Genomic DNA, 24,331 nt, shown 5'->3' on the forward strand with positions numbered 1-24,331 from the left:
TCTTTGTTGTGATGGATTTAGAATTTGAGTTGAGGCAATAAGTTGGAATAATTAATTCTGTATAAAATGAATGGATAGGATCCTAAAAAACCGAATTCGCAACTAGCCCAGCAATTAAAGCTAGAATCATGTTAAAAACATTTAACAATACAAAAGATAACAATGTCAGCAAGAAGGATCGAATCTTAGTGAGTTTATCGAAGAATTGAGAATAGCACCAATACAACAATACAAAATCAATTAGCTGAAAAACAGGTACAAATGTTTTGAAACTGTCATTACCCGCGCTGTGCAATGCATATAGCACCGGGAAAATAAGTAGCGAAATCATCATTACCAAACCCCTGTAATATGTGTTCAGCACCAAATGCTCTGCCAAATTATAGCCTTGTTTCCTAAAGACCAGAAAAGAGGAAACAGAACTACTTATGATCAAGATCAATGTGGCATAGGCAAAATGGTCTACACTCCAATTGATCACTTTTTCATATACACCCAATAAATTGTCTGAACTGTTGACAGTATTTACATCGAATGAGGTGGGGATTAAAAAATGGTAAAGCAATCCATAAATGGTCGCCAAAACAACCACAAAGGACAGTGGTTTAAAATGGTGCACCCTTTTTCCTTCTATATACTCTCGGATGCTATGGCCAGGTCTTGTAAGGAGTTGCTTAATGGTATAAAATATTCCTTTATCAAAGTTGACAATCCCATTTTGTAAATCAATCCAAATGTGCCGCATCGTCAATCTTCTGGTGTCCGCCACTTGTCCGCAATGGCGACAAAAGTTGCCTTCGTTTTTTTGGCCACAATTCTTGCAGATTTTGGTGTTGGGCATTTTCTTAAGGCTTACGGATATTTGACAAAGATCTGGACAACTTTCACAGATTGGGTTCCAAATGGGAATTGGGGCAATACTGCTCAACTAAAATACAAAAGATTGAATTAGAATTAAAAAATCTTGTCTCTGCTCTATAAATTAACATCCTTGCCAAAATCGAACTAAGGTCAGCATCCGGATTTGCAGAGCACCTGAAAGTTCATGTCAATCATACTTGATCATAATAAAATCAAAGTCATATTAAATATATTGCTTTCGGAACCATTAGATTTAGATAGGCGACTTCACATTGAATTTCCTGAAAAAGTACTTCAGCTGGAATACCAAGCATTTGGCACAAGTTTCGGATCATTTTCAAAGAAAGTGGAATTTTTTTGTTTGAATACTTTTGACACGGTTCCTTTATCTCCAATTGTGGGGATATGGTCTTTGGCTTTCAATCCCAAATCTTCCATCCTTACCTTTATGGCATCGATGGGGTCACGCAAGGGAATTTGATCAAAGTTTCTGATTTATTTTTTTTCACCTGTAACACTGTCCTTAAAGCAAATTGGAGCTAAGCACCAAGGGAGAATTCAGCATCAATGATTTTGCTTCAAATGTTATCGAATGGTTTCCCTGACCTGTTCATTTATTTCCATCATTACTTCCGCAAATAATTTTGTGGATTTAATTCGGTCTTCGAGGGCATACATGGTAGATACTGCGATTAGCTCATTCACCCCGGTTTTTGCAACAAATTCCATTATTTGCTTTTTTACCGTTTGCTTGCTTCCCACAAAAGAATATTTCAGGAATGGTTGCATTGAAGGATGGTTCATGATTTCCTTCAATTCCTGATTCATTTCTGTCGGGGGCTGTAGCGGTTTCTTTTCTCCTGTCAGAACACCAAAAAACATCTTGATCAAGGTGGTGAACAATTTTTCAGCTTCTTCATCGGTATCCGCTACAAAAACATTTATCCCTGCAAGGGTATAGGGTTCTTTCAGAAATTCAGAAGGCTGAAATTCATCGTGATAAATTTTTAATGCATGGAATAAATGTGTTGCCGCAAAATGACTTGCAAAAGCATAAGGCAAACCTTTTTTTGCCGCTAGATGCGCACTATCCGTACTGGAACCTAAAATATAAAGTGGTACACCTGTGCCCTCTGCTATGGTAGCCCTTACTTTGGAATGCTTATTTTCTGTAGAAAAGTATTTCTGAATCTTATCTAATTCCTGAAGAAACGCGTGAGCGGCCTGCATAAAATCAGACCTAATGGCCTGAGCGGTTTGCTGATCTGTACCCGGAGCTCTTCCTAGCCCTAAATCTATTCTGTTGGGATATAAATGCGCTAAAGTCCCAAACTGTTCGGCGACAATTAAAGGGGAGTGATTGGGAAGCATCACGCCACCTGACCCTACCCTAATGGTTTTGGTGTTTTCAGCCACATACCCAATGAGGATGGATGTTGCACTGCTGCCAATATGTTCTGCGTTATGATGCTCCGCAAACCAAAACCGCTTGTAGTTTAAGGCCTCAGCCTCTTTAGCCAATGCCAGAGAATTATTCAGGGTCTGCTTGATCGTAGCACTTTGCGGAACAAGTGCCAATTCTAAAATAGAATATGCTATATCTTGATTTTTCATGCTATTGGTAAAGGAAATATCATCCATATTAATTCCATTTTAGGGACAGGCATTTCAGGTTCGGGGGGCAAAGGTAGGTGAGTTCGACCCTTTCAGGGTCAAGGAGCATATGGATTTTTTTTAATCCCTGGGTTGCACCCATGGCTATTGAGATGTTTGACCCTTCCAGGGTCTGGGATCAAAAAATGAGATTCAGACGTAATGACCCTGAAAGGGTCAAACTTTTCATTAGCCCTAGGTGAAACCTAGGATAAAAGTGAATGATGATAGGCAGCATCAACCCTGAAAGGCCTGCCTGCCGGAAAAGGCAGGGTTGAACTTACAATAGAAATTTAGGATCAAATTTGATTTCATATTCTTCGAGCAAAGCTTTATACTCCTCTAAAAATGTCACCTTTTTATGGTGCTCTTCCTGGTTTTTGATGTATTTGATCAGTCTATTTTTAGCTTTGATGGTTTCTGTAAAAGCACCGTAACCATCCTGCCATCCCTTGAATTTAGGAAAAATTCCTTCTCGCGAAATAAAATCGCTAGAAGCTAATTTGATGTCCTTGATTAATTTTGAAACAGATATGGTTGGGTGGATATGAGTCAAAATATGGATATGATCTTCTACTCCATTTATTCGATACAAATGGCAATTTTTGTTTGTAAGTAAATTATGGATATAAGCGAAGAGCCTCTTTTTTTCATGGTGTAGAATTGTTGGTTCCCGATGTTTTGTCGAATAGGTGATGTGGTAAATGAACTGGGTGTAGGGACTCATAAAAGTGAGGTTTAAAAGTGAAAATGTAATTTCGGTAAAAATGGATTCAAAGTCAATTTTTGTTGGAATTCTTGATTTTAGGGATAGGCATTTAAGGTTCGGGGGGCAATGGTGGTGAGTTCGACCCTTTCAGGGTCAAGGAGTATATGGATTTTTTTCATCCCTGGGTTTGACCCGCGCTTATTGAGATGTTTGACCCTTCCAGGGTCAATGAATTTCATGGACGTTCTCAACAATCCCGACCACGAAGTGTTTGGAAAAGAAGCACCTTTCAGGCATCTTTACTTATTCAACAACTCCCGTTTCACCATGTCCAACAATGATGTCCTGCGAAGCTTAAGGTATACTTTTGATTTTGGCGACGATCAGATGATCAAGCTGTTTGCACATGGGGGCCAAACAGTCAGCCGGGCTGAAGTGAGCGAATGGCTCAAGCAGGAAGATGATCCTGACTTTAAACCCATCTATGACAAAGATTTGGCTACATTCCTCAATGGGCTCATCATTCACAAAAGAGGAAAAAAGGACGGTGAAGTGCCTAAACCGGAAAAATCAATGAGCAACAACATCGTTCTAAGAAAGCTTAAAATTGCCATGAACATGAAAGATGAGGACATGTTGGAGGTACTGGAAAGCGTGGACAGACAGATCAGTAAACATGAATTGAGTGCTTTCTTCCGCAAGCCTACACAAAGTCAGTACCGACCTTTGAAGGATCAGATTTTGAGGAATTTCCTAAAAGGATTACAAGTCAAACTGAGACCCGAATGAATGGATCAAAAGGTGGGTTGGGCTTAAGCTGTCTGCATTTCCCAAAGATTCAAACTCAAAATTCTGAATCGATTTCACTTTCGGTTGAATGGTATAGCAGCTTACAGATCAATGTTTAGTGTGAAATAAAAGAGTTTCGGAAAACCCATCCAATTAATTGACCATCCATCCTAAATTGTTGGTATATGCCTAAAATATTTATTTGTTTTCTTTATGGATAGAAGAACTGCCCTTAAATCAATAGCCATATCAGTATGGGGAATGGTCCTCCTGCCCGGTTGCAGTCCGGAGGAGGAGGCAAAGATCGAATCACGCTACAAAAGGCTGTCCTTGACCAATACTCAAAAACAAAACCTGGAATCCTTAACCGATACCTTTATCCCCAAAACAGATACCTTGGGAGCTTTGGATTTACAGTTGCCCCAATTCCTTGATAGGATTTTAGCCAATTGCTATGATGAATCGGTGCAGGAGGGTTTTGTGGCTGGTTTGATGTTGCTGGAATCAAGGGCAATAGAAAATCACCAAACATCCTTTTTTCAATTGGCCGCCCCGGAGAGAGCCTCCATTTTGACCCAAATGGATGATGAGGAAATAGAAACCGAAAAGGCATTTTATGACCTTTCCAAGGAATTGGTCATCTTGGGATATACCAATTCAGAATACTTTTTGACCAATTTCACCAATTATCAAATGGTGCCAGGCGGATTTGACGGCTGTGTACCTGTTCCCACTGAACCTTTCAAAATTTAACCCATGGCCAACTTGAATATCTCTTCCAAAGAAAGCATGACTTATGATGCCATTGTCATAGGATCCGGAATTTCCGGTGGATGGGCAGCCAAATCACTTTGTGAAGGAGGATTGAAAACCTTGGTATTGGAAAGAGGACGGGATGTCAAACACATCGAAGATTACCCCACTGCCACCAAAAACCCCTGGGAATTTGAGCTTGGGGGAAAGATACCGCTTGATAAGCAAAAGGATTTCGGTAGAAGAGGAGCAAGGATACATGAATCCACTGCCCATTTTTGGATGAAAGAAGGAGAACAGGAAACGGTACAGGAAAAGCCTTTTCAATGGACCCGTGGCTATCATGTCGGAGGCAAATCCCTGCTATGGGCGCGGCAAAGCCAACGCTGGTCTGACCTGGATTTCGAAGGGCCACTGAGGGATGGCTATGCCGTGGATTGGCCGATCAGGTACAAAGACATCGCCCCTTGGTACAGCCATGTAGAAAAATTTATCGGTATGGCAGGCAACAGGGACGGGTTACCTCAGTTGCCCGACGGAGAGTTTTTGAAGCCTTTTGACTTAAGTTGTGTAGAAAGGCATTTCAAAAAGGTATTGGCGGATAATTATACCGATAGGCATTTGGTCCACGGCAGATGTGCCCATATTACCGAGCAGCAAGACATTCATCGCGAACAAGGTCGTCAAAAGTGCATGCACCGAAGCCTGTGTAACAGGGGTTGCCCGTTGGGTGGCTACTTTAGTTCCAATGCCTCTACCTTACCTTGGGCTGCCAAAACCGGAAACATGACCCTCAGGCCCCATTCTGTGGTCCATTCAATCATTTATGATGAAGAAACTAACAAAGCGTCGGGAGTACGTATCATTGATGCTGAGGACCGACAGGTCTATGAATACTTTGCCAAGATCATATTCGTCAATGCCTCGGCCCTAAACTCCAACTTGATTCTACTAAATTCCATTTCCTCGCGCTTTCCGAATGGATTGGGGAATGACAGCGGTGTTTTGGGTAAATTCATTAGCTGGCACAATTACCGGGGACAAATATCGGGCAGGAGTGAGGATTTTCCGGACGTGATGAGCAAAGGGAAAAATCCAAGTCACAGTTACATACCGAGATTCCGAAACCTTTACAAACAGGAAACCGATTTTCTCAGAGGCTATGCCGTAGGCTTTGGTTCCGCTGATCGGATGATACAGTTTAGCCGTACGGGTATTGGGGAAGAATTGAAAGCCAATCTGATGAACAGAACTTTGGGACCTTGGTGGGTCAGTGGCTGGATGCAGGGAGAAGTCATCCCGATTGAATCCAACCATGTCCGGTTACATCCGGAACTGAAGGACAAGTATGGCATGCCTCAATTGGTATTGTCCTGTGATTGGACAGAAAACGACGACAAGATGGTCTTGGACTACATGGAACAGATGACGGAGATGTTTGAAAAAGCTGGATTTACGCACATTGTTGCAAGAGATTCCCAATCACCTCCGGGCTCAGATATCCATGAAATGGGTGGAGTAAGGATGGGCCATGACCCCAAAACTTCCCTTCTGAACCAATGGAATCAATTGCATGCCTGCCAAAACGTGTATGTGACAGATGGGGCTTGCATGACTTCTACCGCCACACAGAATCCATCCCTGACCTATATGGCCTTAACCGCAAGGGCTGCTAACCATGCAATTGAAACCTTGAAAAAAGGATAAAAAAGCAATTTTAAGATTTCGATTCAGTTTTGGAATTCCTTCTATGAAGATTTTTCAAGGTAGCAAGGTGATTTGCAGCGATTTTTTTATTCAACCGCTATGAAGATATCAACTTCGGAGTTTGTTCCATTTTGGGATTTTTGTCCATATACTTCAAAATCTGCGGTATATTTTCTATTTAAATCCTTGTCTGCTGACCAGATTTCTTTCCAAGTATCCACCACTGCATTGGGCATCTGTCCTTTTGCTACAAATTTTCGATAGTTTTCTCCCTGAAATTCACGTCCTATAAGACCGTCGGGAATTTCTTCAAGAGAATTAACTTTCATTCCAATTATTGTCGTGTATTTCCCTGTATAATCAGTTTCGTAGTCCGTGTAAATGGAGTAGATGTCCCGGCTTACAAGGTTTGGAATTTGACTTGCAATGTTTTCGGAATAGAATTGCTCCCAAAGTCTGCCTAAATCTGCGGCAGATCTACCATTTTCATTTGTTGTTTCAGTTTTTATTCCGATGATTTTGAACTCTTTAATCCTTTCCATAGCAATTTTTATTTGTTTAGAATGTCAAGGCACCCAAAAAACCCATGCAAAGTTCTTTATAAAATAGCCTATCCATAATGAGTTGGTAAAATAAGGGAAATATATTATTGGAATTATCTATAGCAATCCATTTTACCTCAAATAGAATTAATATCCGGAATTCCCTCATTTATTTTAAAAATATTCTATTTTGCAGAAGGATCTTTTAGTATAAAAAACAATTGATTCATAATCATGTTTTGATGTCAAATTTAAAAAAATGCGGTTTTTTTTAAAGATAATTTTGTGGGTTATATGTGGTGTTTTGCCTGTATTCCAGTCCTTTTCCCAACAACCAAAATCTTCTGAAAAGCCAAAAATAGGATTGGTGCTAAGCGGAGGAGGGGCCAAGGGTATGGCTCATATCGGCATCCTTCGTTACATGGAAAAAGCCGGCATAAGACCTGACTATATCGTAGGAACGAGTATGGGGGCGGTAGTGGGTGGACTCTATGCATTGGGATATAGTGCCGACGAATTGGAGGCCATTGTGCGCAGCATAGACTGGGAAATCATTGTTTCCAACAGGGTGGGTTTTGATGACATTTCATTTGAGGAAAAAGAATATTATAACCGGTACCTGATAGAACTGCCGGTAGTTAACTGGAAAGTCGGTATTCCTTCTGGTTTGATAGAAGGCCAAAAACTATCAGAAACGCTTCATTTTTACACCTGGCCTGCCAATAACATCCGGAATTTTGATGAATTGCCCATTCCTTTTCGCTGCATTACCACAGACATCAGAAATGGTGAAGGGATTGTCATCAAAGAGGGCTATCTGCACGACGCCATGAGGGCAAGTATTGCGATTCCGACTTTTTTTACCCCCTTTGACATGGATTCCACCTGGGTGGTGGATGGGGGAGTGGTCAACAATTTTCCGGTGGATGTGGTGAAGGAAATGGGTGCCGAAATTGTCATTGGGGTCAATGTGGGTGATGAGGATTTTTTGGATCCCAGAGACCTCAGTTCTTTTTCAGGGATTCTGATGCAGATTGCCATGACGCAGTCCTACAGCAAACTCATTCAAAACATTGCTGATTGCGACATTTACATCAAACCGGATCTAAAAAACAATTCTACAGCAAGTTTTGGCAGGTTTAATGAGATTTTGAATTTGGGAGATGAAGCAGGTAAACAGCATGCCTGGCAATTTCAGACTTTGGCAGATAGCCTTCAGATTTATGAGGCCACTCCAGGAATAGGTCTGGTGGTTGCTCCACTTACCTTAAGTGCAATTGAGTTGAGAGGAAACGAATTGTTTTCCGATGACTTAATCATGTCAAAATTAGGAATTTCAGCAGGGGATACCATTACCCGTGAAGAACTGCAGGAAGGGATTTCCAGGGTTTTTGGGATCAATGGATTTAATAGGGTAGGTTATTCCTTGGCACTAAACGAGGATCAAACCTACGGATTGCAACTGAGCATGCATGAGAAACCTAAGAATCTGCTTTTTGCCTCATTTCACTATGACGACTTATTTTCTGCCGGGATCCTTTTAAACCTGACAGCCAGGGATTTGATAGGTAGGTCTTCAAGAACTGTTTTTATTACTGATATCTCCCAAAATCCAAAATTCAGGGTGGATCACTACAAATACCTTGGCAGAGAAAAAAGATTTGCACTGAACCTCAGGTACAATTACCTGAATCAGCGTACCCCTACCTTTACCGAAGGTCGGCCAGATGATGTATTTCTCAACAGAGAGAGCAGGCTAAGTGCTCAGTTGATGTCCATTCGGTCCTTGAAGGAAACCTTTGTGTTTGGAATGTTTCATGAAACCAATCGGTCAAGGTCAAAATTCGGAATCAATTTCCCGGAAGATATCCGAAGGGCCAACCGGAACTTTTATGCCTTTAGATTTCTATACTACCGCAACTCTTTGAATGATAGAAATTATGCCACTGAAGGAGCTGAATCCATCATTGAACCTATTTATCATTTCGGCAATACTTATGGGATAAGGCTCAACAACAATGTAGATACCTTATTTTGGGAAAATGAGGGACAGTTGATCACCATACCTGAGTCAGAAATCCCGGGATTTATAGACGGGGTGACACCTAATGGCTATCTCTCGATTTATCTAAAATACACGAAATTCTTCACCCTTGCCCACCGGTTTCAAATTGCCCCTTTGGTCAACGCCGGGCTGACCTTTTCCACTCAGGGAGAAAATTACATCTTCAACAACTTTATTGTTGGGGGTTATCAGCGGGTCAGATTCAATGATACCCGCGTATATGGTTTAAATTATAGAGAACTCTTCGTTCCCAATTTTGTCAGGGCCGGCTTTGAATTGCAGTTTGTTCCCCACAACAATGTCTATCTTAGAGCAGGGACCAATTTTGTAGGTTATGCAGATCATGTGCCTTTGGGGAGCAACAATTCCTCTCTTTTGGAAAGTCTTTTTGATTCAGATGGGATTTTGGGATATGGGGCAGACATTACCCTCAAAACCCTCCTGGGTCCGGTCACTGTCGGATTGGGTTCTAATTCCTCAGATGGCCGGTTGCGGTATTACTTATCCATAGGGTTTTCATTCAATTATGCTGACCGTTAATGCTTATATCAATCATTTATCTAGATTGTCTTAATGTACTCAAATTTAATCATTTATAATATGTATCGATTCTTTTGGATTGTGTTGGTTTTTTGTCTATCGAATTCAGTTATTGGTCAAAATTTGGAAAACCTTCTGGAGAAAGAGCTGGATGGATTTAATGGCCACGCTGGATTGTATGTGCTTCATTTGGAAAGCGGAGAAGAGGTAGCCATTCAGGCAGATACACTTTTCCCAACAGCCAGCATCGTCAAAGTTCCGATCTTGGTGGGGATCATGGATAAAATTGAAAGAGGAGAATTAGACTATCACCAAAAACTTGTCTACAGGGATTCTATCAAATACGGCGGTTCGGGACTGATGCAGCATTTCAAGGATTCTACCGAGACCGAATTGAGTGTGTTGATGTCACTGATGATCACGTACAGCGACAACACCACCTCGCTCTGGTGTCAGGCCCTGGCTGGAGGTGGAGCCCGCATCAATCAATTGATGGAGGAGTTGGGTTTGGAAAACACAAGAGTAAACTCCAGGACAGAAGGCAGAGAAAAGGACTGGGAAAAGTTGGGATGGGGACAGACCACTCCTAGGGAAATGGCCCAACTGTTAATTAAAATAAGAAAGGGGGAAGCCATCAGTTCTTCGGCTTCGGAACGGATGTACAGGTTGCTATCAAATATATATTACGATGAATATGGCCTTTCGGCCATCCCTCCTTACATTCAAACTGCCTCCAAGCAAGGGATGGTCAATGCTTCCAGGTCGGAATTGGTCATGGTCAATGCGCCAAAAGGGGATTATGTATTTTACATCGCCACCAAACAGAATGAAGACCAACGCTGGGAGGATGACAATGAAGCTTTTGTCCTCCAAAGACGTATTTCAGCAATTTTATGGGAATGGTTTGAAGGCCAATGATGGTTTGTCTTTGACTTCATATTCATAAAAAGAAAGATTTAATCCAGACTATACCTTACTTTTCCTTCCACGATGGTCATGACGACCTTGGATTCCAGGATCTCATCTTCGGGCACTTGCATGATGTCCCGGTCAAATACCGTAAAATCAGCCGCTTTACCCACCGAGATGGATCCTTTAAAGTTTTCTTCAAATTCTGCATAGGCCCCGGCAAGGGTGTAGGAATGCAAGGCTTCTTCACGGGTCATCTTTTCTCCAGGCTCATATCCATCCGCTGGAGTTCCTTCCAGAGTTTTCCGGGTAACTGAAGCATAGAAAGAGGGGATAGGGTCTAAGGGCTCCACAGGTGCATCACTGCCATTGCTGACTACCGCCCCTGTCTTCAGCAGTTTTTGCCAAACATAAGCACCTTCTACAATCCGCTTTTCTCCCAATCGGTCAATGGCCCAAGGGCGGTCGGAACTCAGGTGAATGGCCTGTATGGCCGCTATCACACCCAATTCTCCGAAACGTCCGATATCATCAGGGTGCAGGTGTTGGGCATGCTCGATGCGGAAGCGGTGGTCCTTGACCTCTGGGAATTTGGCAAAGGCAGCTTCATACCGGTCCAAAATCTCCTGATTGGCCCGGTCTCCGATGGCGTGGGAACAGACCTGAAAACCAAGTTGCAAAGCCTTTTCCGAAACCTCCGTGACAACAGCCATGGGAAGGGTTTCATGACCAAAATGTCCCGGCCTGTCCAGGTATTCCTCTAACAGCCATGCGCCTCTCGGTCCCAGTGCCCCATCACAATTCAGCTTGATGGAACGGACTGTGACAAAGTGGTCAGGATCAATCATGGGGCCTTTTTCATACCATTCCTCGATCAATTCCGGTTGCCGTCCGGTAAGCATCACATACAGCCTGATGCCCAGTTTTCCTTCGGATTTGAATTTCATCAGCAAATCGATCACATCCTGCTCACTGCCTGCATCATGGAAGCTTGTGATTCCTTTTTCAAGTGATTCCTGAATGGCCAGCTCAAGAGCCTGTTCGGCCCTTTCCGGTGATTCTTCAGGTACTAACCTTGCAATGAGATAGGAAGCTCTTTCTGTGAAAACCCCCGTAGGGTTCCCCAAATCATCCCTGATGATTTCTCCTCCTTCCACGGTTTGCTTTTGCGATTCCGGGCTGAGTAAGTTGATTCCTGCCATTTCCATGGCTTTGGCATTGGCCATGGTGGCATGTCCGCTGGCATGGCGGAGAAAAACGGGATTGTCCGGTGATACGGCACTGAGGGCATCGTGGGTTTGGAATCCTTTGACCATGCGTTCCGGCTGTTGGATCCATTTGTCCTGATGCCATCCTCTCCCTGTAATCCAGCTTCCTGGTTCAGCATTCTCTACTGCTTCCGCCACTTTTTCCACCAATTCCTCGTAGGTTTTGACATACATCAGATCCAGTTCCAGTTTGTTGTAGCCAACACCCATTAGGTGGCCATGGGATTCGATCCAGCCTGGTGTCAGGGTTTTTCCTCTCAAATCAATCATTTCGGTGGCGTTGCCTTGATAAGCTTCCATTTCTTTATCAGATCCAACAGCTAAAATCAACCCGTCCTTGACAGCCACAGCCTGGGCCTGAGGTGTTGCTTCGTCCACCGTGTAGAGGGTGCCATTCATTAAAATCATATCTGCTTTTTCTTGGGCTTCTTTACAAGAAACAAAAAGGGATAGCATTAGGATAGTGAGCGTAAATTTTAATTTCATGTCATCTTGTTTGCTTCAATCTAAGACAAATCAGGTCTTAGCGCAAATCTTAAAGAAACAAAAGTGGATGCGGGGCTTATCACGAAAAAGAAATCGTACAAAACCTACGCGGTTTCCTTCAAATCAACAAGTTAATTGACAAAGGCTAATTTCATTGGTAAGCTGACTTCATCCAAAAGCAGGCTACTGATTTAAACGTAGATATGATATTTTTGGCTAGTAAGTAGAAAAACCAAAAAAAAATCAACCATTCCTATCATTCCAAAGCCAAACATTTCTTTTTGCAATGTCCATTTGTCTGATTTTTTTTACATTGGGGAAAGTCAATTCCATTATGCAAAAGCTAATTTCTTTTCCCTTCCTATTGGGGCTTATCCATTTGTGTACCTGTACTTATGGACAAACCTTCACGATTGAACAAATTTCCCGTTTCCCGTTTCCTTCTGAGTTGGTCAGTTCTCCCACACAGCAAGAAATAGCATGGGTTTTTCAGGAGGAGGGGAGAAGGAATATTTACTTGGCTTCTGCCCCTGGTTTTTCTCCTTTTAAACTTACTGATTTCGATGAGGATGATGGGCAGGAAATCAGCAGTCTTCAATTCTCTGCCGATGGGGAATGGTTGGTTTTTGTGAGGGGGGGAGAGCATGGTGGAAGAAATGCCCATACCCCGGTTAATCCGCAAAACTTACCCCAAATGCCCAAAGTATCCATCATGAAGATTTCCATGCATGGTGGTAAGGCCATTGAATTGGCTGAGGGTGATTATCCCATTGTATCAAGTTCCGGAAAGGTGGCTTATCTGAAAAACGGACAAGTCTGGCAAACGACCCTCTATGAAGCAAAATCAGAGCAGCTTTTTCAAGTCAAAGGAAATGTCAATGGCTTACAATGGTCTTCAGATGGCAGCATGCTTCTTTTTGTTGCCAACAGGTCTGACCATGCCTTTGTTGGAGTTTTCAGGGATGGCCAAAGCCCGATTCAATGGCTGTCACCCTCCTTTCATAAGGACACCAGCCCAAGGTGGTCTCCAGATGGAAAAAGGGTGGTGTTTGTCAGACTGCCAGGTGGAACAGGAGAGGCGAAACCCATTTTGGAACAAAGGCACAGTCCTTGGGAAATTTGGATCGCGGATCTTGAAACCGGCCAAGCGAATCGGCGTTGGAAAGCCCCGGAAACGGTAAGAGGATCTGTTCCAACTACTGATGGGGGATTCAATCTTCATTGGGCAGCAGAGGATGAGCTCATTTACTTGTCCTATGAAGATGGTTGGCCCCACCTCTATGCAATGAAGGCATCAGGTAGTGCTTCAAGACTGCTGACACCCGGCGAATTTATGGTAGAACATGTTAGGCTTAGCCCAGATGGACTAAAGCTTTACTTCTCTGCCAATGCAGGGGAAGATCCTTCCGACCTTGACAGAAGACATATCGGAACAGTAAATATTGCTGATGGGAATATGGAATTGATTACCGATGGAAAGGGCATCGAAGCCATCCCCGCACCCATGCTTGATGGAAGACATGTGGCCTATTTGAGTGCCACCGCTACCAGACCACTTTTGCCAACAGTAATGGATATAATGACCAAAAACAAAACTTTGATTGGGCAAAAAAATGTGCCGGAGGATTTTCCATCCAGTGAATTGGTGGTACCCACAGCTGTTCAGTTCAAGGCGGCTGATGGGACTACTGTGTATGGTCAAGTGTTTGAAAAAGACATTGAAATGTCAAATAAGCCAGCTGTACTGTTTATACATGGAGGGCCTCAGCGGCAGATGCTTCTGGGATGGAGCTACATGGATTACTATGCCAATACCTATGCAATCAACCAATACCTAGCCGGCAGAGGTTTTGTTGTCTTATCGGTCAATTATCGTTTAGGGATTGGATACGGTCATGATTTTCACAAGGCAGAGCGGACATGGACCAAAGGAGGGGAGGAGTACTTGGATGTAAAAGCAGCAGGAGCGTATTTGGCAGATCTTCCTCAGGTGGATCCGGATAAAATTGGGGTTTATGGTGGGTCTTATGGAGGCTATCTGACTGCCATGGCTCTGGCAAGGGATTCGGATTTGTTTAAAGTTGGCGTTGACATCCACGGCGTCCACAACCTCGATGGTAGGTTGGGCGTGGACGGGGCTTATGAACAGGCCCCAGATATTGAAGAAGCCAGAAAGGTAGCCTGGTTTTCCTCTCCGGTGGCCTATCTTGATGGTTGGACATCTCCTGTCCTCTTGATTCATGCCACAGATGATCGCAATGTTGATTTTAGACAGAGCAGTGATTTTGCCCGGAGGCTGGATGAAAAGGGCATTCCTTATGAATCCTTGGTCATTCCGGATGATACCCATCATTGGATGAAGTTTTCCAACCTTATCAAGGTGCATCAGGCCACTTGTGAGTTTCTGGAAAGGCACTTATTGGGGAGTGAGTAAGGTATCCCTACATGAAAAAATTTGAAAAGAGTTTGATTAGAAATCCGTGAGCTTTGCAGTTTCTTTGATTTCTCTGAAAGCCCACTGTTTGGCCCAGGCAATGGTTTGATCCTTGGGTAAAACCCCTTCAGAACAGCCCGGTTTAAGCAAAGAAGCAGCTGCTGTATAAATACCCATTTTCAGACATTCTTGAATGGGTTTTTGATCATGGAGAAACAGCAATACGCCAGCAGTGAAGGCATCTCCTGCTCCTGAAGTGCTCACTATCAGGTTATCCGGAAGCATTAAACTACCCTGCAGGTAATGGTCTCCATTGGCATGAAAGGCCATGACCCCATGAGGACAATGGATAAAAACCCATTCCAATACGCCCATGGCAAAAAGTCTGTCGCTTGCTTCCTTGAATCTGCACAGGTCCAAATTAACTGTGCTTGATGATAGGCTGGCAGCCACATCCAGGTCCATTTCGACTATTTTGCCTGCTTCAAACTCGTTTAAAAACAAATAATTGGTGTAAGGCAAAGTAGAGGGAACCACTTGAGTAAACCGCTCGCTGCTTTCGCTGACGATGTCTAAGGAAGTTTTGAATCCTAATGATTGCGCCTTTTCAAAAAGATGAGAGGCTTTTGTTCGGCCTTGCGCATCAGAAATGTCCAACTTGTCAAGCAAGAGCAGGTAACCCAGATGAAGGATTTTGGCAGTAGACTGTTTTAAAGGAAAGTCTTCGTCAGTTAAATAGGCATTAGCCCCTCTGAAATGGAAAAAGGTTCTTCTCCCCGTTTTTTTGACAGACATCACATCACTGAAAGCAGTCGGGGCTTCTTGGGTAATTTTGAGATCAGTAGTGTCTATTCCATGCTGGAGGCAATCCTTTAAGATGGCTTGGCCATGAATATCATCTCCTATTAATCCAACCCCATATAAAGGAAATCCCGCTTCAAGTTTACTGAGGTTTTTGAGGATGTTGTAAGGGGATCCTCCATTGCCCAAAGATTGATCCACGATATTGGCCAAACCATCCTGATGGGGATATTGATCAATGATCTTGATCTGATCCATAATCCAGTTGCCTCCTGCAATCAACCCATGCCGTTCACTGTTTTCCATCAATCATTGATCAATTGAAAACATGCTGGCTCATCCTCTTCTATTTCTGAAAAGCGGCCGACTTTTGGATTGGCAAAAAAGTTATCGTTGAGATCATCATTGGCTGTGGATACTTCACTCAAGATGCAGGCTTTTGAATCGGGATAGAATTCATGGTACATGCCGGGGATCAAAGTGATCCGCTCTCCAGCCTTAAGGATGATTTCCTGGCCAGGAAAGACAAATTCCATTTTATTATTGATCTGAACCTCAAAAGGTAGGTTTTGATTGGTCAAATAAGGGATTTCAGGCCATAATCTCAGAACCAAGATCCCTAATCTGCAGGCGATGTCTTCTTTCTTCTTCCTATGACAATGGGCGGGAGTTTGCTGTTTTCTTGTGGCATAAATCAATTTTTCACTGTACTCTGCCTCACTGGCTAAATTGATCAGGATCAGTCCATATTGCTTAAAATTTCCCAATCCAAAATCCGTCACATCCCAAATAGGGTCAGGGGGGAGGGTCCAGCCGTTGGCGTTGAAAAAATCGGATGCTTGTTTTACAGCTTGGTTGACTTCAGATCTTTTCATTTATTTTTTGATTTTCCATTGCTACTGATTTCCCGAGCTGATGGGAAATACCTGCTGCCGCAAATATTTCCTGGCTCATCACCGCCTCAAGGGGCGTGACACAACCGAACCCCTCACCCAACAATCCGGCTCTTTCCATAAAGAAGGCTGCCAACATCTGTTGAAAGATATCCGGAAAGCCAGGTTCAAATATGCCTCCGGTAATGGTTGGAAAAACCGAATTGAATCCCAAATCCGTCCGCTTCCAGCTTTGTTCTTTTTCCCTGTGAAATGTCCAAAGGGTTTTTGGTGATTTGGTACTGAAGCGCACACCATTGTCCGTGCCATCTATTTCTATGTACCAGGTATTGGTTTCCCCAGGGGCTAGGCGTTTCATTTCCAAGTTCATTGGCACTGAGGTTCCTCTTACTTCCACTTCGGTATAAAGCATGGCATTGTCCCAGGTGTCGCAATTGGCCATTCCCCCTTTGCCATCAGGTCTTTGGTGATAGATGTTTTGCAGTTGTGCAAACACTTTTTTGGGATAAAATCCCAAGCGTAGGGGCAGGTGTAAAGCATGCATGCCTAAGTCGCCCATCACACCGGTCTCTCCACAGTATTTGACCTGCCTTTTCCAATTGATGGGTTTGTCCGGGTCCATGTCTGATGAATGCAAAAAACCGGAACGAATCTGAATAATCTGTCCAAAATCCGCAGCCATTGCTGCTTTAAATGCCCTTTGTGCACCAGGCATAAATGGGAATTCCGAGCTGCAACGCACAAATCGGCCCAGCTGATCCGCTGTGTGCAGGATAGCGCGGGCCGCAGCCAAATCGATTCCAAATGGTTTTTCAGCCAAAAGATCCTTCCCAGCCTGCAAAACCTTTGAATACAATGATTCGTGCAGGTGGTGGGGCACCGCCACATACACTACCTCGATGCTTTCCTCATCAAGCAACTCCTCAACCTCTGTTGTTAGAAGTTTGACGGTTGGTATTTTTTTGTACCATTCGAGCACCTTTGGATTCAAGTCACAGACGGCTACCAATTCCGGGATGACTGGATGATCTTCCAATGTAAACCAACGGCCGAACGCGCTAGCTGCTTCTTTGCCCATTAATCCGCCGCCTATGATTCCTACCTTGACCCGATTCATTTTAATGGGATTGAGTAAGGTGGCTTAATTCAACACCGGCCTGTGCCCCGTCGTGTACGATGGCCATCAGGGCTTTTGTCATGGCTGCAGGATTGGGATGCTGAATAATGTTTCTTCCATATACAATGCCTGCTACTCCCTGGCCAATCAATGCTTCTGTCCTAGACAAAATTTCTTCATCAGAAGCTCTTCCTCCTCCTCGAACCAATACAGGAATGGACCCGGCAATGGAAACCACCTGATGGTAATCTTCCACTTGTTTGGTAGGATCTGCTTTGATGATATCAGCACCCAACTCCACTGCTTGGCGAACCAAAGGCAAAATCTTTTTTACATCCCCATCTACCATGTAACCGCCGGCTTTTTCATTGGATTGGAATACGAGTGGCTCAATCATCAAAGGCATGCCATACTGCTCGCAAATTGGTTTTATGGACAAAATGTTTTGGATGCATTGATCCGTTATTTCTGCCTCATCAGGGATTCTGAATAAATTGACCACCACACAGGCAGCATCCAGCCGTAGCGCTTGCTCTACAGGCTGGGTAATCATTCGGCTATACAAGTGATCAGGTAATTTGTTGCCATATACGTTGGCAACATCTGTTCGCAGAACAAGGGAAGGCTTAAAACGCCCCGCTTTGTTTTGCAGGTAATGTGCTTGGCCTATGGTCAATTGGATGGCATCTGGAGCGGCATCAACCAAAACATTTACTGCTTTTTCAATATCTTCTATTCCCTTTAAAAATGGACCTTCATTAAAAAAACCATGATCCACTGCCACATCAAAACACTTGTTTGACTTGGGGTTGAATAATCTGTTTAAGCGGAATTGCTTCATTTTGGGTTTGGTATAGCTTTAAGCTTGATTTTCCTGACATCTGTTTCCTCTTTCATCGGTTGATACCATAAAAGTCAATTGGATAAATCAGCATTTTGTTTTAGGTAATCCCTGAGAAACTTGGAGGCATTTGAAAACTGGAATTTGACGGTATTGATAGAGAGGCCCAGCTGTTCCGATACCTCCTTATTGTTCATTCCCTCTATACTTCTTAATCTAAAGATTTTTTGCTTGGCCGGAGAAAGTTTCCGAATTCCTTTTTCGACGATGTCCTGGTATTCACTGATCACCACTGCTTCCTCGACAAGGTTTCTGCTCTTCTCCGACCGCGTCGAGAGCTGTTGGTACTTGGCTATTTTGGTATTGTTGTTTCTGATTGTATTAAGACTCAGGTTGCGGAGAGAGGTGTATAGAAAACATTTAAGGGAAAGGGTTTCCTTCAGATTTCCCTTAAAAAACCACAACTTCATGAATATTTCCTGAACAGTGTCTTCGGCAGCACAGGGATCTTTCAAATAGGATAAGGCAATATAATACAATTGTTTATGGTACTTTTCATAAATCTCCGTAAAGGCATCTTCATCGGCTCCTTTAAGGGACATCACCAACACTGAATCTTCTGAGATCGCTTCAATCAACATGTTTTTTAGTTTAAATACCTCCAGGTGTTTTTTTATGCAATTTGAAACCAGAACATCGACGGTTAACCTATTGATAATTTGTATCAAACCCTGATTACCTTACAAAGAAGCACAACATTTGGTGGAGAATCCACCTAAAAAACAACCAATGATAGTATTTTTTTTGCATTATCACCCCTTACCTTCCATGGACGGTAAATAGCAAAATAATTGGGGATAAAGGAAATAATACACCCTCTCACCAACTTTGAAATCAATCGGAAATTTAATTTTTAAATGATGTATCCAAACGGAAATAATGAATTATATGTCAGCATTTATCTCCTTTTACCTTCATTAAAATTTGATTAAAATAGTTTTGAAGAATATTTATTAAAAAGCATTTAAATTCTGTGCAAATGTTTTTTGGCGTAATGATCAAGGTAAAGCCTAAATAATAAGAGCATTAAAGCCTTCAAGGTCTACCATAGGTCGGATTTCATGGTCAGTATAAACGTTAATTACATTTTTATTTTGGTAAAGTTTACCATGAAAAGAAAACAGACCACAAACTCCGACTTCCCAGCCTTTAATCAGTGACAACCGAATCCCAGTCTGTTGTCTACAGAGAGGTAATTAGCTTTTCTGTAAGCTGCTCAAAACTGCCACATCTTCGGGTCTTAACTTTCCGGTATCCATAGGACCTACATTGAGTAGGAGGTTGGCTTGCATCTTACGGGATGTGTCCAGCCATTTATGAATCTGGGATTTGGAGGCTACGCTATGGTCCCATTCGTGCCAAAACCAGTTGCCACTGGGGAATTGTTTGTTGCCTTTTGTGGACATGGTTGTTTCGATCTGCATGGGTAGATAAATATCCCTGCCTTGCCAGGTCCAGATTTTTTGGTCTGACACCGGTTCTGTATATTTTTCTCCACTTCTGATATCTACAGGGTGAAGCGGAACTCCGGGATAAGCAGTCGTGGCATTGTTCATGATCAAACAGTCAGGTTGGAGGTTTTTGATAAACTGATATAAATGATCCATCTGCCAACGGTAAGCCCCTTCCATTCTCCAGGCATGGATAAAATCCTCAGCCCGGGAGGTTATTCCACCTTCCTCCACTTTTTCACCTTCAATTTCATTTTTGCTTGTCCATCCACTTTTCTGTTTTTTCCAAAAACCATCAAACCAAAGCTCTACGATAGGACCATAATCAGTCAGTAGCTCCGCAATCTGATTTTTCATAAATTCCACATAAGCCCAATCATCCGTATCATGGGAAGTCTCATGGCGGTCCCACAAGGAATAATATAAACCCACTTTCAAACCATACTTCCTCGCAGAATTCACCAATTCCTTGACCAAATCACCTTTGTATGGGCTTGACTTGACGGAGTAGTCCGTATACTTGGAAGGCCAAAGACAAAATCCATCATGGTGTTTGGTGATCAGGACAATGTACTTCATGCCAGCGGCAACCGCCACTTGACACCATTGATCGGTATCCAATTCGCTTGGATTGAATTTGATGGGATCAAGGGTACCATCACTCCATTCGGTGTCATAGTAGGTGTTGATACCAAAATGGACAAACATCCCAAATTCCAGATCCATCCACTCGCGTTGGGTATTATTAGGTTCTGGGATGGTAAATAGTCTGGTTTTATCTGGCTTACTTTTCGCATGACCCCTGGCCCATGAGGGCACCGCAGGTATCATGGAACCGGCAAATCCTAATCCTGCATATTTCAGAAAATCTCTTCTTTTTTGGGTCATATTATGGTCTGGCTTGGTTTTCTACTTTGAATACTTGTATGGACTGATCATTATTTGCAACAAGAATATAGTTCCCGTTTTTTGTTTTGATCGTGGTCATATCCCTTACATTGTGGGGAGCATGGAATCCACTTTTCATCATCGGAACAGGTCTGTATTCATTGGTTTCATCTTTGATCAATAACAACCCTACACCTGCATCATCTCTGGGTGTTTTGGTTTCGAAGCCAAAGAAATTCCCAGCCACCAGAATTTCTTTTTTTCCATTGCCTGTCAAATCCACACCCAAGATTTTCTGGACAGAAGCGATTTGGGCTTCAATAGGTAAATCAACCCATTCGAATTTCCCATCGCCCATATTTTTCAGCATGATACTTTCAAATGCGTAAGCCTTTAGGTGGTTTTGAGAGGGGGATGGGAAATTATTTGTAAGGTCTTGTATCGTGGCCCTTGAATAGGATTTATAGTCAGTAAATTTCCTTTTGATGGATGGCATCGATCTGGAAATGTCTTCTCTTCCATGGGTGGGATACAGCTTTCCATCAAAGTAATAGCCCAAAATCATGTTATGGGCACCGCTGTTTTCGAAATCGCCGGAAAAGATTTCCAACGGATGGTCAATTGTGGGTTTGTAACGGTAATTCAAACCCATGTTTCCAATAATAAAATCAACCCGCCCGGTTTCTTCGTTTAGCATGGGAAGCAGCGCATTCCACCAGCCAGCAGTAAATTCATTCGATTGTAGGAATTTCCCTTCCTTAAGTATATTGAAATCCTCGTCAACGGTCAGTTTTCCATCATTGTTTTTAAAAAAAGAGATGGGCATCCAATCTCCCACGACCACCAGATCTAAAGTGCCGTCTTGGTCATAATCAATCCAGACAGCATCATTGACAATACCAGGTTGCATCAAATGTGGTGCTTTTGATTCCGTAACATCCACAAATTTCCCGTTTTGGTTTTCCAAAAGATAGCTTCTTTGGGAATTGGGATAAGCACCTGGCTCAACCCCGCCACCAACAAAGAGATCCAAGTCCCCGTCTCCATCAAAATCACCGGCAACTACTTTACTGGTGTTGTAAGGAAAATCCGGCAGCTGATTTTGGGACTTAAGAAATGAGCCCTTTCCGTCATTCAGATATAGTCTGTCCTGGAGCCATTCAGATGATTTGCCGAATTCATTGCTACCGCTCACCACATATAAGTCCAAATCCCCATCTCCGTCGGCATCAAAAAATAGGGCATGTACGTCCTCACAGGTTTTGTCTGCAGCCCAAGGCTGTGCAGGGGCTTTTTCAAACTTGCCTTGCTCATTTTGAATCCACAATTCAGCAGCTTGGTTTTTGCTCCCTCCAAAAAAAAGGTCGTCCAACCCATTGCCGTTGACATCTGCGCTGATCATCACCGGACCCTCTGTGGAATACCTGCGGGGAAGTAGCTCCTCCAAAGAAAAATCATCATACTGACTTTCCTGATGTATAAATTCCAGATTTAGGGTTTCTTTGATTTCTTTTCGGGAAAGCTCCCGGAAAAGCTTCGGTGCTTCTGTCACTTTATCAAAATTTTTTGTGGCTTGCGGTAAGGCAGACCTGTAATCCACATTGATCTGCATATTGGTGGGAACATGCTGAAGTACATATACGCTGTGGTCATACCATTCTACCCTTATGCTGTCTATGCTATCCCAATTGCCAACGCCAAAATGCAGTATCGGCTCCACTGACGACTGAAATCCACGGGTAGGATTAAGTTGCTGAACCTGAATGCTGTCGTTTTTGTACAGCGTCACTTTTGTACCGAACCCAAATCGATTTTCAGCATTACCTTGTAGTTTTACCCTCAAAAAACGTTGCTTGGACTGATCAGATTTATTCTCATAAATGGACACGAAGTCATCGATGTTGTTGATGATTAAATCTAAGTCACCGTCATTGTCTAAGTCAGCATAGGCAGCACCATTTGAAAAGGACGGTTCATCTAAACCCCAGCCTTGGGTCACGTTTTCAAAGAGTAGGTTTCCCTGATTTCGAAAGGCATAATTGCTGATTTTTTCAGAAGGGATACTTTGAAGCAATTTTCTGGGATCATCCGAAACCTTTCCCGTAAATGTTGGGCTCATGGCTGCTTCTCCTTGGTTTAAGCCGGAGATGAAATCATTGTTCATCACATCTTTCCTGAGTCCATTGGTGATCAGCAGGTCCTTCCAGCCATTGTTATCAAAATCAGCAAACAATACCGCCCAACTCCAATCTGTCTGGTAGACCCCTGATAGACGGGCAATATTGCTGAAATTAAGTGTGCCATCAGGGGTCAGGCCATTGTTGAGCTGCAGGCTGTTGAACATGTATTGGTAATGGTAGCCTTTGTCTACAAACTGCCAAAACTGGGACCGAGAAATGCCTGCAAGATTGGTTTTCTGTCTGATATGGTCCTCGATGGCCATATCCAAAACCATGATGTCCTGCCATCCATCGTTATTAAAATCCGCAATATCCACCCCCATACCAAAAAAGGACAATTGCCTGGTAAGTGATTTGATGGATTCAGTAAATGTTCCATCCCCATTGTTGAGGTAAAGGTAATCATGCTCAAAAAAATCATTACTCACATAGATATCCTCCCATCCATTGTTGTTTAGATCTCCGACACTGACCCCTAGTCCATAGCCTTCTTTGGTTCCCAAGATGCCTGCTTCCTGGCTTACATCCACAAAAAAACCATTGTCATTGCGGTATAATTTATCTCCAACATATGGATCCCTGACATTGGAGGCATGTTTGGGAGCCTGACCATCGTATTCCAAACCATGGTTGATCAAAAACATGTCCAGATCACCGTCTTTATCATAGTCGAAGAAAATGGCTTGTGTAGAATACCCGGGATCATCTATTCCAAAGGCCTTGGCATTTTCCGTAAATGTACCATCTCCGTTGTTGATATAGAGCAGGTTTCTTCTGTTATCCGGCTCGAGGTTTCCTGAGCGGCTGACATAGATGTCCAGTAAACCATCATTGTTGATATCCACCATGGTAGTTCCGGTACACCAGCTTGGCCCTGAGGGTGGGGTGATGTTTGCTTGGTCAGTAATGTCTTCAAACTGAAAATTGCCTTTGTTCAAATACAATCTGTTTTTGACTGTATTGCCTGTCAGGAAAATATCCGCCAAACCGTCATTGTTGATGTCACCCACGGAAACACCTCCACCATTGTAATAGTATTGGTACATCAAAATATTTCGATAGGCGGTTTCATCCAGCTGATTTTTAAAAGTCACCTTGGTCTGTTGGGGGTTTTTCTTTTCAAAGAGGGGAGGAGCTTCTTTTGTTGGAAAAGTGGCGGACGAATCCGGCATCGATACTTTATCCCCATCATTTTGACAACCTTGGATCCCCGAAAAAAGCAACAACAGCATGAATATCCTTTTCGAGAACCATTTTATCTTTCTGATCCAATTTTGAGATTGGTCAAGGGGTCTAATAATCATTTGGGCGGGGTGATCGTTTTACATGGCATGCCAAGATAAAATTAAAAAAGGAAAAGGCCAGACCTTGATGTTTGGGTAAC

The 24,331-nt window shown here is 43.0% G+C and carries 20 protein-coding genes; 6 read left to right on the plus strand and 14 right to left on the minus strand.

Annotated elements, in window-relative coordinates:
- Positions 1-82: 82 nt before the first annotated feature.
- From H1A14_RS03560 to H1A14_RS03580, 5 genes are all read right to left on the minus strand, one after another.
- Complete coding sequence (locus tag H1A14_RS03560) at positions 83-841, minus strand: DUF3667 domain-containing protein (protein ID WP_194774805.1); 759 nt, start codon at positions 839-841, stop codon at positions 83-85.
- A 314-nt stretch (positions 842-1,155) separates the two neighbouring features.
- A complete protein-coding gene (locus H1A14_RS03565) occupies positions 1,156-1,332 on the minus strand; it encodes a hypothetical protein (protein ID WP_194774806.1) in 177 nt (58 codons plus the stop codon).
- Between the two features lie 114 nt (positions 1,333-1,446).
- Positions 1,447-2,502 (minus strand): LLM class flavin-dependent oxidoreductase, encoded by a 1,056-nt coding sequence (locus H1A14_RS03570; protein WP_228527537.1) that lies wholly within the window; start codon positions 2,500-2,502, stop codon positions 1,447-1,449.
- A 292-nt stretch (positions 2,503-2,794) separates the two neighbouring features.
- Positions 2,795-3,241, minus strand: a complete 447-nt coding sequence (tnpA, locus tag H1A14_RS03575; protein WP_194774807.1) for an IS200/IS605 family transposase — start codon at positions 3,239-3,241, stop codon at positions 2,795-2,797.
- 77 nt (positions 3,242-3,318) lie between these two features.
- Positions 3,319-3,462: a hypothetical protein gene (locus tag H1A14_RS03580; RefSeq protein ID WP_194774808.1), complete on the minus strand. Its 144-nt coding sequence runs from the start codon at positions 3,460-3,462 to the stop codon at positions 3,319-3,321.
- Between the two features lie 88 nt (positions 3,463-3,550).
- Between H1A14_RS03580 and H1A14_RS03585 the strand changes: the two genes are divergently transcribed.
- The 3 genes from H1A14_RS03585 (at position 3,551) to H1A14_RS03595 (ending at position 6,472) form a co-directional block, all read left to right on the plus strand.
- A complete protein-coding gene (locus H1A14_RS03585; protein WP_194774884.1) occupies positions 3,551-4,012 on the plus strand; it encodes a YehS family protein in 462 nt (153 codons plus the stop codon).
- Between the two features lie 213 nt (positions 4,013-4,225).
- Positions 4,226-4,765, plus strand: coding sequence for a gluconate 2-dehydrogenase subunit 3 family protein (locus H1A14_RS03590; protein ID WP_194774809.1), 540 nt, complete (start codon positions 4,226-4,228; stop codon positions 4,763-4,765).
- Positions 4,766-4,768: 3 nt separating this feature from the next.
- Complete coding sequence (locus H1A14_RS03595; protein ID WP_194774810.1) at positions 4,769-6,472, plus strand: GMC oxidoreductase; 1,704 nt, start codon at positions 4,769-4,771, stop codon at positions 6,470-6,472.
- Between the two features lie 86 nt (positions 6,473-6,558).
- Here H1A14_RS03595 and H1A14_RS03600 read toward each other — a convergent pair whose 3' ends face one another.
- On the minus strand, positions 6,559-7,014 hold the full coding sequence (locus H1A14_RS03600) for a GyrI-like domain-containing protein (RefSeq protein WP_194774811.1): 456 nt from the start codon (positions 7,012-7,014) through the stop codon (positions 6,559-6,561).
- 283 nt (positions 7,015-7,297) lie between these two features.
- On the opposite strand from H1A14_RS03600, the gene H1A14_RS03605 reads away from it, so the two are divergent.
- Entirely contained in the window at positions 7,298-9,619 is a 2,322-nt protein-coding gene (locus tag H1A14_RS03605; protein WP_228527538.1) for a patatin-like phospholipase family protein, read from the plus strand.
- A 123-nt stretch (positions 9,620-9,742) separates the two neighbouring features.
- Positions 9,743-10,537, plus strand: coding sequence for a serine hydrolase (locus H1A14_RS03610; protein ID WP_228527540.1), 795 nt, complete (start codon positions 9,743-9,745; stop codon positions 10,535-10,537).
- A 38-nt stretch (positions 10,538-10,575) separates the two neighbouring features.
- On the opposite strand, the gene H1A14_RS03615 is transcribed toward H1A14_RS03610, so the two are convergent.
- Complete coding sequence (locus H1A14_RS03615) at positions 10,576-12,282, minus strand: amidohydrolase (protein WP_194774814.1); 1,707 nt, start codon at positions 12,280-12,282, stop codon at positions 10,576-10,578.
- 334 nt (positions 12,283-12,616) lie between these two features.
- Here H1A14_RS03615 and H1A14_RS03620 point away from each other — a divergent pair, with 334 nt between their 5' ends.
- On the plus strand, positions 12,617-14,716 hold the full coding sequence (locus H1A14_RS03620; RefSeq protein ID WP_194774815.1) for a S9 family peptidase: 2,100 nt from the start codon (positions 12,617-12,619) through the stop codon (positions 14,714-14,716).
- A gap of 36 nt (positions 14,717-14,752) precedes the next feature.
- On the opposite strand, the gene H1A14_RS03625 is transcribed toward H1A14_RS03620, so the two are convergent.
- The 7 genes from H1A14_RS03625 to H1A14_RS03655 all read right to left on the minus strand — a co-directional run bounded on the left by H1A14_RS03625 (position 14,753) and on the right by H1A14_RS03655 (position 24,251).
- A complete protein-coding gene (locus H1A14_RS03625) occupies positions 14,753-15,823 on the minus strand; it encodes a carbohydrate kinase family protein (RefSeq protein WP_194774816.1) in 1,071 nt (356 codons plus the stop codon).
- Positions 15,823-16,392: a D-lyxose/D-mannose family sugar isomerase gene (locus H1A14_RS03630; protein ID WP_194774817.1), complete on the minus strand. Its 570-nt coding sequence runs from the start codon at positions 16,390-16,392 to the stop codon at positions 15,823-15,825. The genes H1A14_RS03625 and H1A14_RS03630 overlap by 1 nt, the downstream gene beginning before the upstream one ends.
- Positions 16,379-17,527, minus strand: coding sequence for a Gfo/Idh/MocA family protein (locus tag H1A14_RS03635; protein ID WP_194774818.1), 1,149 nt, complete (start codon positions 17,525-17,527; stop codon positions 16,379-16,381). Before H1A14_RS03635 ends, H1A14_RS03630 begins: the two co-directional genes overlap by 14 nt.
- 1 nt (position 17,528) lies before the next feature.
- The gene (locus tag H1A14_RS03640; protein ID WP_194774819.1) at positions 17,529-18,368 is read right to left on the minus strand and encodes a class I fructose-bisphosphate aldolase; all 840 of its coding nucleotides are present in this window, start codon (positions 18,366-18,368) and stop codon (positions 17,529-17,531) included.
- Positions 18,369-18,442: 74 nt separating this feature from the next.
- Positions 18,443-19,009 (minus strand): RNA polymerase sigma factor, encoded by a 567-nt coding sequence (locus H1A14_RS03645; protein WP_194774820.1) that lies wholly within the window; start codon positions 19,007-19,009, stop codon positions 18,443-18,445.
- A 615-nt stretch (positions 19,010-19,624) separates the two neighbouring features.
- Positions 19,625-20,767 carry an alpha-L-fucosidase gene (locus tag H1A14_RS03650; protein WP_194774821.1) on the minus strand — a complete coding sequence of 381 codons (1,143 nt, stop codon included), beginning with the start codon at positions 20,765-20,767 and terminating at the stop codon, positions 19,625-19,627.
- 1 nt (position 20,768) lies between these two features.
- The gene (locus H1A14_RS03655; RefSeq protein ID WP_194774822.1) at positions 20,769-24,251 is read right to left on the minus strand and encodes a CRTAC1 family protein; all 3,483 of its coding nucleotides are present in this window, start codon (positions 24,249-24,251) and stop codon (positions 20,769-20,771) included.
- Between the last annotated feature and the right edge of the window lie 80 nt (positions 24,252-24,331).

The sequence above is a fragment of the Pararhodonellum marinum genome (assembly GCF_015354735.1).
Taxonomy (GTDB): Bacteria; Bacteroidota; Bacteroidia; order Cytophagales; family Cyclobacteriaceae; genus Pararhodonellum; species Pararhodonellum marinum.

Excerpts from the sequence above, each read along its gene's own strand:
- H1A14_RS03560 (WP_194774805.1), bottom strand. The coding sequence starts at position 841 with ATGCCCAACACCAAAATCTGCAAGAATTGTGGCCAAAAAAACGAAGGC.
- H1A14_RS03570 (WP_228527537.1), bottom strand. The coding sequence starts at position 2,502 with ATGGATGATATTTCCTTTACCAATAGCATGAAAAATCAAGATATAGCA.
- tnpA (WP_194774807.1), bottom strand. The coding sequence starts at position 3,241 with ATGAGTCCCTACACCCAGTTCATTTACCACATCACCTATTCGACAAAA.
- H1A14_RS03580 (WP_194774808.1), bottom strand. The coding sequence starts at position 3,462 with ATGAAATTCATTGACCCTGGAAGGGTCAAACATCTCAATAAGCGCGGG.
- H1A14_RS03585 (WP_194774884.1), top strand. The coding sequence starts at position 3,551 with ATGTCCAACAATGATGTCCTGCGAAGCTTAAGGTATACTTTTGATTTT.
- H1A14_RS03590 (WP_194774809.1), top strand. The coding sequence starts at position 4,226 with ATGGATAGAAGAACTGCCCTTAAATCAATAGCCATATCAGTATGGGGA.
- H1A14_RS03595 (WP_194774810.1), top strand. The coding sequence starts at position 4,769 with ATGGCCAACTTGAATATCTCTTCCAAAGAAAGCATGACTTATGATGCC.
- H1A14_RS03600 (WP_194774811.1), bottom strand. The coding sequence starts at position 7,014 with ATGGAAAGGATTAAAGAGTTCAAAATCATCGGAATAAAAACTGAAACA.
- H1A14_RS03615 (WP_194774814.1), bottom strand. The coding sequence starts at position 12,282 with ATGAAATTAAAATTTACGCTCACTATCCTAATGCTATCCCTTTTTGTT.
- H1A14_RS03620 (WP_194774815.1), top strand. The coding sequence starts at position 12,617 with ATGCAAAAGCTAATTTCTTTTCCCTTCCTATTGGGGCTTATCCATTTG.
- H1A14_RS03625 (WP_194774816.1), bottom strand. The coding sequence starts at position 15,823 with ATGGAAAACAGTGAACGGCATGGGTTGATTGCAGGAGGCAACTGGATT.
- H1A14_RS03630 (WP_194774817.1), bottom strand. The coding sequence starts at position 16,392 with ATGAAAAGATCTGAAGTCAACCAAGCTGTAAAACAAGCATCCGATTTT.
- H1A14_RS03635 (WP_194774818.1), bottom strand. The coding sequence starts at position 17,527 with ATGAATCGGGTCAAGGTAGGAATCATAGGCGGCGGATTAATGGGCAAA.
- H1A14_RS03640 (WP_194774819.1), bottom strand. The coding sequence starts at position 18,368 with ATGAAGCAATTCCGCTTAAACAGATTATTCAACCCCAAGTCAAACAAG.
- H1A14_RS03645 (WP_194774820.1), bottom strand. The coding sequence starts at position 19,009 with ATGTTGATTGAAGCGATCTCAGAAGATTCAGTGTTGGTGATGTCCCTT.
- H1A14_RS03650 (WP_194774821.1), bottom strand. The coding sequence starts at position 20,767 with ATGACCCAAAAAAGAAGAGATTTTCTGAAATATGCAGGATTAGGATTT.
- H1A14_RS03655 (WP_194774822.1), bottom strand. The coding sequence starts at position 24,251 with ATGATTATTAGACCCCTTGACCAATCTCAAAATTGGATCAGAAAGATA.